We start from the raw sequence: 8,796 nt of genomic DNA on the forward strand, positions 1-8,796 counted from the left end.
TCCCCATGCCTCAGCCCTCCGCTCCGGATGCTCCGGATGTTCCGGACGCTCCGGACGCCGCACGCGTCACGAACGACGCGATCCGGTCCGCGTACCGGCGACGGTCATGGTGTTCCAGGTCAAGGATCGACTCCAGGCCCCAGTGGAAGTGGTAGGCCACGTACGCGATCTCCTCGTGCAGCCGGTCGGTCGCGTACGTCACGATTCCCCCAGGCGGCTCCCGCCGAGTTCCACCTCGAACGGCTCGGAGCAGTGCGGGCACTCCACCGCGGCCCGCGTGTGGCCCTCGGCGTTGATCTGCCGGTAGAAGTCCTGGAGGAACGCGAGGTCGGAGGCGAACATGTTCTCCACCGTCCCGTCGTGCACCATCGACAGCGTGCCGAGCCGCGTGATGACGCGCCCGAGCAGCACCACCGACAGATACGCGGGGTTCTCCTGGACCCGTACGTCGCGCAGCGGGACCAGTTCGTCCCGGGCGGTGGACAGGCGCATCACACCGTCCCGGTGCACCGTGCCCGCCTCGTCGACGTATCCACGCGGCAGCTGGAAGGGGAACTCGGTCCGCAGTTCGCGGAGTGCCGGGTCCGCCTGAGCGGCGGCGGAGGCCGGAGCGGGGGACTCCACCCCCGCCGCCGCGCTCTGGGGGACCGGCGGCGCGGCGACCGTGCCCGCGCCCGCCGCACCGGCAGCCGTGCGCCGCATTATTCGATGACCAGTTCTTCGAAGACGATGGTCACGGTCTCGGTGAGCACGGAGGCCTCACCGGCCTTCAGGGTGCTCGCGTCGATCTTGCTGCACCAGGCGGCGCGCAGGTTGTACCGCTTCACCGGGTTGTCCTCGTAGTCCATCATGATGATGGAGGCGTTCTTGCGGGCCGTGCTCATCCGGCCGTTGATCGAGTCGTTGATCCACGAGGTGAACGCGGTCGACTGGGTCATGCCGCGCACCACGGTGCACTGGCCGTTCTTCTGCACACCCGGCAGGACGTTGATGTCGATCTGGCCGCCGGCCGTGTTCTGCGGGCTGACGATGACGTCCTGCTCGATGGTGAGGCCGCTGACCTCGGAGAGGTACTCGACCATCACACCGTCGATCTGGAGACCGAAATTGTGTGAGGTGAGGGAGTCACCCTGCATGAGACTCATGGGTTCGCTGTCTTCCTAGGTGTGCTGACCAGATTGAGGTGTTCGGCCGGAAGCGGCCTGAAGCGATGACCGGGAGCGGCCTGAAGTGACCGGGAGCGGCCGGGCCGGTCCGCGGCCGGTCCGCCGCCGGTCTACTCCTCCAGCTCCCCGCTGCCACTGGAGAACTGGGACAGGCGGAAGATCACGAACTCCGCCGGTTTGACCGGGGCGACGCCGATCTCGCACACGACCCGGCCGAGGTCCACCGACTCCGGCGGGTTGGTCTCCTCGTCGCACTTGACGTAGTAGGCCTCCTGCGGGCGCTGGCCGAACAGCGCGCCGTTGCGCCACTCGTTGACCAGGAACGCCGAGACGTTGCGCCGGATGCGGGCCCACAGCGCGTGGTCGTTCGGCTCGAACACCACCCACTGGGTGCCGAGCAGGATCGACTCCTCCAGGTAGTTGAAGTAGCGGCGGATGTTCAGGTAGCGCCACTCGGGGTCGGAGGAGAGGGTGCGGGCTCCCCAGACGCGGATGCCACGGCCGGGGAAGGCGCGGATGCAGTTGACGCCGACGGGGTTGAGCAGGTCCTGCTCGCCCCGGGTGATCTGGAGCTCCAGGTCGACGGCGCCGCGCACCACCTCGTTGGCGGGAGCCTTGTGCACGCCGCGCTCGGAGTCGTTGCGGGCCCAGATACCGGCGACATGACCGCTCGGCGGGACCATGCGGGCCTGCCCGGTGGCCGGGTCGAAGGACTTCAGCCAGGGGTAGTACAGGGCCGCGTACTTGGAGTCGTAGCCCGCCGTCTCCTGGCGCCAGACGCGGATCTGCCGGGCGTTGAGGTTCGGCGGCGGGTCGATGACCGCGACGCGGTCGCTCATCAGCTCGCAGTGGGCGATGAGCCCGAGCTGGACGGCCTTGACGGCCTCCAGGTCGATCGTGCCCCGCTGGTAGGCGGCCATGAGGTCGGGCACGGCCACCATGGAGATCTCGTCGATGGCCTCCAGACCGCCGAAGCCGGTGCGGTCCGCGGAGTCACCCAGGTACTGGGCCGGGCCGGGGTGCGCCTCCGAGTTCGTCCGCGCCGGGGTGGCGGCGGGCGCGGGGGCGGGCGGTGCGCTGAGGGTGACCGTCTGGTTCTCCGGACGGGTGAGCTGGGCCGCGGAGGCGGTCTCCGTCACGGTGATGAGCTTGGAGCGCTCCTTGACCTGGGTGACGACGTAGGAGCGGGTGCTCTTCTTGGCGCTCACGTCGAAGGTCTCGACCGGCTTGTCGCCGTCCCTGACGATGAGCCGGAAGCGCTCGGCGGGTCCCTCGCCCTCGGGGTCGGCGACCTCGACGGTCAGCGGGCCGTTCGTGCCGGACGCCGTGGCGGCCACGGAGAACGCGCCGAGCTGCCGCGGTTCGGCGGCGGGCAGCGCGGGCGCGGCGGCCGTGCCGGTCACCGCGGCGGGGGACTCGCCGTCGCCGGACGAGGCCTCGGCGGAGCCGCCGACCCGGACCACGTACGCGGCGGAACCGCCGTTGTTGAAGAATCCGTAGACGGAGTGCGCCAGGTAGTACCCGTCGGTGAAGTCGCCGAAGGAGGCGACGTACTGGGTCCAGTTGGTCACCAGCGTGGGTTCGTTCAGCGGTCCGGTCGGCGCGAGGCCGACGAAGGCCGCGACGGAGGTGCCCACCCCCTCGATCGGGCGCGAACCGCTGGCCACCTCCTCGACGTAGACGCCGGGTGACAGGTAGGACGGCATGCTCTGCATCTCCTCGGGGTACGTGACGGGACCTCTTCACTGTGGCGGGGCCGGGATGCCGCCGGTATGTCCTTGGGTGCCGGTACCGGTGCACCGCCGCTGCCCGCAAGGGCACGTCACACGGGGCCGGTTCGCGGCGGCCACTCGGGTCCCGGCCCGCCCGTTGCCCGTAAGGCTGCCCCCGCGGCCCTGTCCGGGAGGGAGCGGCCCGCGTAAGGCTGAGGCGTCAGCTATGCCCCGTGCCGGAGGGAACGTCATGCACGCACATGAATCACAGTCCCGACAGGGCGGCGAGCAGCGCCCGCCCCGGCAGGGGAGCAGGCCGGACTCGCCGCTGGACCGGGTACGGAAACTGGCGGCGCTCGCGGGCAACCTGGCGGTGTCGCGGGCCCTGGACGAGGAGGAGCACAGCCACGGGCCCGGCTGCGGACACCGTGCGGCGGGCGAGGAGTCCACCACCGACGCGGCCGTGCAGCGCAAGGCCACGCTGGCGTCCGCGCTGGCCTCACCGGCCCGCCCGATCGAGTCACGCATCCGCGAGAAGGCCGAGCGGGTCTACCCCATGCGCTTCGACCATGTGCGGTGGCACGACAACCCGGTGGCGCAGCGCGCGGCCAAGGAGTTCGGGGCCAAGGCCCTGGCGGTCGGCCCGCACATCCTCGTCGCGGAGCCGAACCTGAGCGACGAGGACAAGTTCCACGAGATAGACCACACCTACCAGACCGCGATGGGGGAGGTGGCGGGCACCGACGACGGCTCCCACACGAAGGTCTCGCACCCCACTGACCCCTACGAGGTCAAGGCCGCGGCGAACGGCAGGAAGGTCGCGCGGGGCGGTGCGCCCGACCTGTCGCTGCCCGGCAGGCCCGCGCCGGTCACCGAGGGCGGGCAGGCGACGGAGCACAACGTCCAGCGCTCGCCCCGGAACTGGGCGCAGAGCCGCGAGATCAGGGGCGCCGAAGGCCTGCGCGCGGGCCTGCTACCCGGCTCGCGGTGGCCCAGGGTGGTGAAGGCGCTGGAGGCGTACGGCACCCTGGCCGAGACCGACCTGCCCGCTCGCCGCGCCGCCCTGGAAGCCGTCGAGGACGCGGTCGAGACGTGGGAGCAGAACCACGGCCGCACGAAGGAGACGAGCAACACCCGGGCCAAGCTCCGTGCCGTGGCGGAGATCCGCTCCCACATCAGCCAGGAGCGCCGGGAGATCCGGGAGATGGAGACGCCGCAGCGGCAGGCGGCGCCCCAGCGCGCCGCGCCCATGGCCATCGGTGGCGGCGGGGGCGGCAGCAGCCGTGCGCAGCGGCCGTCGGTCGCGTCAAGCTCCGCGTCCGACTCCTCCTCCCTCCCCTACGGAGACTCCGCGTCCCCGCTGCGGCCGCTCAACGAGACGTCGAGTACGCGGCAGGCGAGTCAGTACAAGGACGCGCCGGGGCTGCCCCCGGGCGTGACCTGTGTCATCCACCGCACCGGGCAGGCGGAGAAGATCAACCGGCAGGGCATCCGTCCGGAACGGGGCAGGGGAGGCATCGGCCTGCCCGAGACCCAGCAGACGGACACCAGCCGCTTCTACGCGTACGGCGGCGGCCACCCGGCCACGGGCAGTTCCATCGCGATGGACGCGGCGCAGAGCGGCGCGGACCGGGTCATCTGCGTGCTGAGCGGGCCGTCCGTCCGCTACGAACCCGATGTGAACTACGGGGGCGACGGCAGGGGCGCCGTCTCCTACGCGGGCGCCGCGCCGCCGGTCAGGCACGCCGAGGAGCAGCCCGCGGGCCCGCTGTCCTTCCCGCTGCCCCTGGGCTCGGGCAGCACCCTGCAACGGGTGACGGACTTCCTCAACGGGCATCGCGGGCCCGGTCAGGACCCGCTGACGCCGCAGGCCGCCAAGGCGATGATCTACGGCCATCTGGTCCGTCAGCACACGGTCATCGCCATGGCCCAGCACATGGACTAGGGTCTTTCGTTTGGATCGGGCCGGATCAGGGAGCGGGGTCTGGTGCGTGCGATCGCAAGGCGGAGGAGGGAGGCATGGCGGAGCCATGGCGACTGACGACAACGCGGCGAGCGTGCGTGCCAGAGCCCGCGAGCCCGGCCTGATCCAAACGAAAGGCCCTGGCGGGCCCGCCGGAGGCAGCGCCGCCGCCCCTAGGGGCAACCGGGTCTGCCCGGCGGCCTCCTGACGGGCGCGGCGGGCGGTTCTAGCGTCGGGGCGTGAGCCTTTGGACTTCCCTCGAACCCGCATCCGCGACCGTCGACCCCGGCAGCAGCACCTCGGTGCGGCTACGGGTGCGCAACACCGGTGACGTCGTCGACGAGTACCGCTTCGAACCGGTCGGCGACCTCGCCCCCTGGACCACGGTGGAGCCGCAGGCGCTGCGGCTCTATCCGGGCACGACCGGCACGGTGGAACTGACCTTCGCCCCGCCGCGCACCCCGGACGCTGCCGCGGGGCCCAACCCGTACGCCGTGCGCATCACCCCGACGGAACATCCCGGCGCCGTCACCGTCCCCGAGGGCAACCTCACCATCACCCCCTTCACCGAAGTGCGCACCGAACTGCTGCCGGTGACGGTCAAGGGGCGCTTCCGGGGACGGCCGCGCCTCGCCGTGGACAACCTCGGCAATACCAAGGTGACCGCCTCGCTCAGCGGCAGCGACACCGGCGACAAGCTGTCGTACGACCTGCGGCCGGGCCATGTGCAGATCGAGCCGGGCCGGGCCGCCTTCGTGAAGGCGACGCTGCGGCCCCGCCGGATCACCTGGTTCGGCTCCAAGCAGGAACAGCCGTACTCCCTGGCCGTGCGCCGCTCCGGCACCGAACCGATGGACGTGGACGGCACCTTCGTCCAGCGCGGGATCCTGCCCGGCTGGCTGGCCACGACGTTCGGCCTGCTCCTCGCGGTGACGGTCGCGTTCGTCATGATCTGGCTGACGTACAAGCCGCAGGTGCGGAGCGTCGCGCGGGAGAAGCCGGTGGAGGCCGGGAAGATCGCGCCGTCCAGCCCGCCACCGCCGATCAGCAGCCCTCCGGAGAAGCCCGAGGAGAAGCCGGACGACGACGGGAAGAAGGACCCCGGCGGCGGTGGCKSGSASGRCGGCGGCGGAGGCGGCGGCGGAGGCGGGGACGAGAAGCCCGACAAGCCCGAGAAGCAGACCGCGGCCGACGCGGTGCGCGAGGTCGCCGAGCGCAGCGAGGGCCGCCACATCTGCTACCGCGCCTTCGTCGCGGGCGACGGCTGGCAGGACCCGGTGTGTGACGGCGCCGAGGCCGGGGCGGTCGGCGAGGGCACACCGATCAAGGCCCTGAACATCGCCGTGGTCAACAGCGGGGGTGTCAGCGGCACCGGCGCCTTCGTGGGCGAAGGGTGGCGTGAGGAGATCCCGTGGTCCGAGGAGCAGGACGGCAAGAACATGTACTTCGGCAGTTCCAAGAGCGCCGACCCCGCCCTGGAGGGGTACACCTTCAAGGTCCTCGACGGGTCCGTGTGCAGCGACGCCCGGGTCAAGGACGAGGACTGGATGGGCGAGGTGTGCACCGATCCCGGCGGGTGGAAGTACCACGGGAGCCCGATCGAGCAGTACAAGGAGTTGGAGGCGGTCCGCTTCACCGTGTGACGGCGGGCGCTACTCCGGTGTGACGGCCCCCGGTTCCCACCGGCGGGCCGTCACCAGTCGGCCTCGCCCGGTACCAGCCGCCCCGCCTTGCGGTACTCACGGCGGGCGCCCTCCAGGAGGTCGCCCGCCCCGACCGGCTCGCCCCGGCCCGCCGCGAGGTAGGCGGCGGTGACCACCGCACCGCGGATGGAACCGCCGGCCAGCTCGAAGTCGCGGGCGAGTACGTCGGTGCCGGTGTCCTCGGTGTGGGGGACGGACGACAGGCCGTGCCGCCACAGCGCGAGGCGCTGTCCGGGGCCCGGGAAGGGGAAGTCGACCACCAGGTCGAGGCGGCGGGTGAAGGCGTCGTCGATGTTGGCGCGCAGGTTGGTGGTCAGCAGCGCGATGCCGTCGAAGGCCTCCAGGCGCTGGAGCAGATAGGCGCTCTCCATGTTGGCGTACCGGTCGTGGGAGTCCTTGACCTCCGAGCGCTTGCCGAAGACGGCGTCGGCCTCGTCGAAGAGGAGCACCGCGTCCGTGCGGTCGGCCTCGGTGAAGATCCGTTCGAGGTTCTTCTCGGTCTCGCCGACGTACTTGTCCACGATCGAGGAGAGCTGGACCACGTACAGGTCGACCCCGAGATCGGCGGCGAGCACCTCGGCGGCCAGCGTCTTGCCGGTACCGGACTCTCCCGCGAAGAGGCCGACCACCCCGCGCCCGCGTCCGCCGCCCGCGCTGAGCCGCCAGTCGCCGAGGACGCGGTCGCGGTGGCGGGCACGCAGGGCGAGTTCGCGCAGTTGGGTCAGGGGGGTGCCGGGCAGGACCAGGTCCCGCCAGTCCACCGCGGGGCGGATGCGGCGCGCGTGGCGTTCGAGGCCGGAGGCCGACTGCTGCCGGGCGGCGAGCCGGACGTGGGCGGCGCCGAGCGGGGCCCCCTCGAAGGCGGCGAGTGCCGCCGCGGCACGGGCGGCGCGCCCGATGTGCTCACCGCTGAGGCGGTACGGGGCCACGGTCCCCGCCAGGTCGAAGCCGTCGGCGTCCGGACCGAGCGCGGTCCGCCAGGCCGTCGTGCCGCCGGCCGCGGGCCGGGGTGCCTGCAACACCAGCGGGTCGTGCGCGGACCACTGCGGATCGTAGGGCCGGGGGTCGGCGAGGAGGGCGGTCACATCCGGGGCCGATGCCAACTCGGCCAGCAGGGCAGCGGGTTGCTCGGGCAGGCCGCACACGACGACCGCGAGGCTCCGCAGCCGCGCCTCGCGCAGCAGCGCGGGCAGGTGCTCGGCGGTCCCGGAGAACCGCAGCGCGTCGAGGCCCGCCGTGCGCAAGGCGCTGGTGAGGGTGGGCAGGGCGTCGCCCGCACGGTGTTCGCGCAGGTAGACGTGGCACGGCCGCTCGCCGAGCAGGGCGGCGAGCCGCTTGCCGAGCTCCTCCTCGCGGCCGTCCGCGGACAGCGCCTCCGGCATCGGACGCAGCAGGCCGAGCAGGGCGGCGGCCGGGGTGTCGTCGCCGAGCAGATGGGTGGTGACCCGGTCGGGCACCCGCAACGAGCGGCTCAGGAGCGGACGTTCCGCCTCCTCCTCGACGGCTAGGAGACCCGTGGCCCGCAGCGGCGCCGAGGGATGGAAGCGCGCACGGGCCCCGGGCAGGTGTGCGGGCACCCCGCACAGGTCGAGGGCCAGGCCCACGGTGGCGCGGCGGCGGCTGACGTCGTCGTTGAGGTAGCCGTACAGCGGCTCGAAGGTGCGGTCGAGGTCGGGGGCGAGCGCGATGAGCAGGACGGCCGCGTCGAACTCGGTCAGACCGAGGCGCCCGGCCGTCCGCGCGAGCCGGTCCGCGGGGTCCTCGGCATCCGGCGCCGAGGCGGTCATCCGAAGGCCGACGTCCGGTGTCCGGTGCGGCCAGGTGTGGAGGACATGGCGCACGGCGTCCTCGGACAGGAACAGGCCGCGCAGGGGGTCCTCGGCGGTGGGGTCACCGTCCGCGCGGTGTTCGACCAGGGCGGTCACCGCCCGGCGCAGCGCCGCAAGCCGGTCGAGCAGGACGTCCGGGGGCGAGGCGCTCATGACTCCTCCGTGCGGCGGGCCGCCGTCTGCTCGCGGGCGGCGCGGGCGGCCGCCACGTGGTGTGGCCGGTGGCCGCGCTCTGCGGAACGCGGCGGCCCGCCGTCGATGTGGCGTACGCGGACGGCGGGCCGCCGCCCGTCTCGGAACGGCGCTCCGAGAGCAGCAGCTCCATCAGCTTGCGCTGGAGCCGGAGCCGTTCGCCCGCCTCACGGGCGGCGGCCTCGGCGTAGCCGCGTACGGACTGGTCGACGAGGCCGCCGCCCGTGAGGC

7 protein-coding genes and 1 pseudogene are annotated in these 8,796 nt (G+C 72.6%); 2 read left to right on the forward strand and 6 right to left on the reverse strand.

Annotated features, from left to right (window positions below):
- Positions 1-10: 10 nt before the first annotated feature.
- The 4 genes from AB8Z36_RS24330 to AB8Z36_RS24345 all read right to left on the reverse strand — a co-directional run bounded on the left by AB8Z36_RS24330 (position 11) and on the right by AB8Z36_RS24345 (position 2,872).
- Positions 11-202, reverse strand: a complete 192-nt coding sequence (locus AB8Z36_RS24330) for a DUF6760 family protein (RefSeq protein WP_369215499.1) — start codon at positions 200-202, stop codon at positions 11-13.
- Positions 199-702, reverse strand: coding sequence for a hypothetical protein (locus AB8Z36_RS24335; protein ID WP_369215500.1), 504 nt, complete (start codon positions 700-702; stop codon positions 199-201). The genes AB8Z36_RS24330 and AB8Z36_RS24335 overlap by 4 nt, the downstream gene beginning before the upstream one ends.
- Entirely contained in the window at positions 702-1,145 is a 444-nt protein-coding gene (locus tag AB8Z36_RS24340) for a phage tail protein (protein WP_369215501.1), read from the reverse strand. Before AB8Z36_RS24340 ends, AB8Z36_RS24335 begins: the two co-directional genes overlap by 1 nt.
- Before the next feature lie 131 nt (positions 1,146-1,276).
- Entirely contained in the window at positions 1,277-2,872 is a 1,596-nt protein-coding gene (locus tag AB8Z36_RS24345; protein WP_369215502.1) for a phage tail sheath subtilisin-like domain-containing protein, read from the reverse strand.
- A 256-nt stretch (positions 2,873-3,128) separates the two neighbouring features.
- On the opposite strand from AB8Z36_RS24345, the gene AB8Z36_RS24350 reads away from it, so the two are divergent.
- Positions 3,129-4,823 carry an eCIS core domain-containing protein gene (locus AB8Z36_RS24350; RefSeq protein ID WP_369215503.1) on the forward strand — a complete coding sequence of 565 codons (1,695 nt, stop codon included), beginning with the start codon at positions 3,129-3,131 and terminating at the stop codon, positions 4,821-4,823.
- 257 nt (positions 4,824-5,080) lie between these two features.
- Complete coding sequence (locus AB8Z36_RS24355; RefSeq protein WP_369215504.1) at positions 5,081-6,484, forward strand: hydrolase; 1,404 nt, start codon at positions 5,081-5,083, stop codon at positions 6,482-6,484.
- A 50-nt stretch (positions 6,485-6,534) separates the two neighbouring features.
- Here AB8Z36_RS24355 and AB8Z36_RS24360 read toward each other — a convergent pair whose 3' ends face one another.
- Positions 6,535-8,526 (reverse strand): ATP-binding protein, encoded by a 1,992-nt coding sequence (locus AB8Z36_RS24360; RefSeq protein ID WP_369215505.1) that lies wholly within the window; start codon positions 8,524-8,526, stop codon positions 6,535-6,537.
- A gap of 64 nt (positions 8,527-8,590) precedes the next feature.
- A pseudogene (locus tag AB8Z36_RS42335) lies at positions 8,591-8,796 on the reverse strand (hypothetical protein); the annotation flags it as partial.

It is taken from the genome of Streptomyces flavofungini, from assembly GCF_041028215.1.
GTDB classification, from domain to species: Bacteria; Actinomycetota; Actinomycetes; order Streptomycetales; family Streptomycetaceae; genus Streptomyces; species Streptomyces flavofungini_B.

Bases quoted from the DNA above. Each gene is read 5' to 3' on its own strand.
- AB8Z36_RS24335 (WP_369215500.1), bottom strand. From the start codon at position 702: ATGCGGCGCACGGCTGCCGGTGCGGCGGGCGCGGGCACGGTCGCCGCG.
- AB8Z36_RS24345 (WP_369215502.1), bottom strand. From the start codon at position 2,872: ATGCCGTCCTACCTGTCACCCGGCGTCTACGTCGAGGAGGTGGCCAGC.
- AB8Z36_RS24340 (WP_369215501.1), bottom strand. From the start codon at position 1,145: ATGAGTCTCATGCAGGGTGACTCCCTCACCTCACACAATTTCGGTCTC.
- AB8Z36_RS24360 (WP_369215505.1), bottom strand. From the start codon at position 8,526: ATGAGCGCCTCGCCCCCGGACGTCCTGCTCGACCGGCTTGCGGCGCTG.
- AB8Z36_RS24350 (WP_369215503.1), top strand. From the start codon at position 3,129: ATGCACGCACATGAATCACAGTCCCGACAGGGCGGCGAGCAGCGCCCG.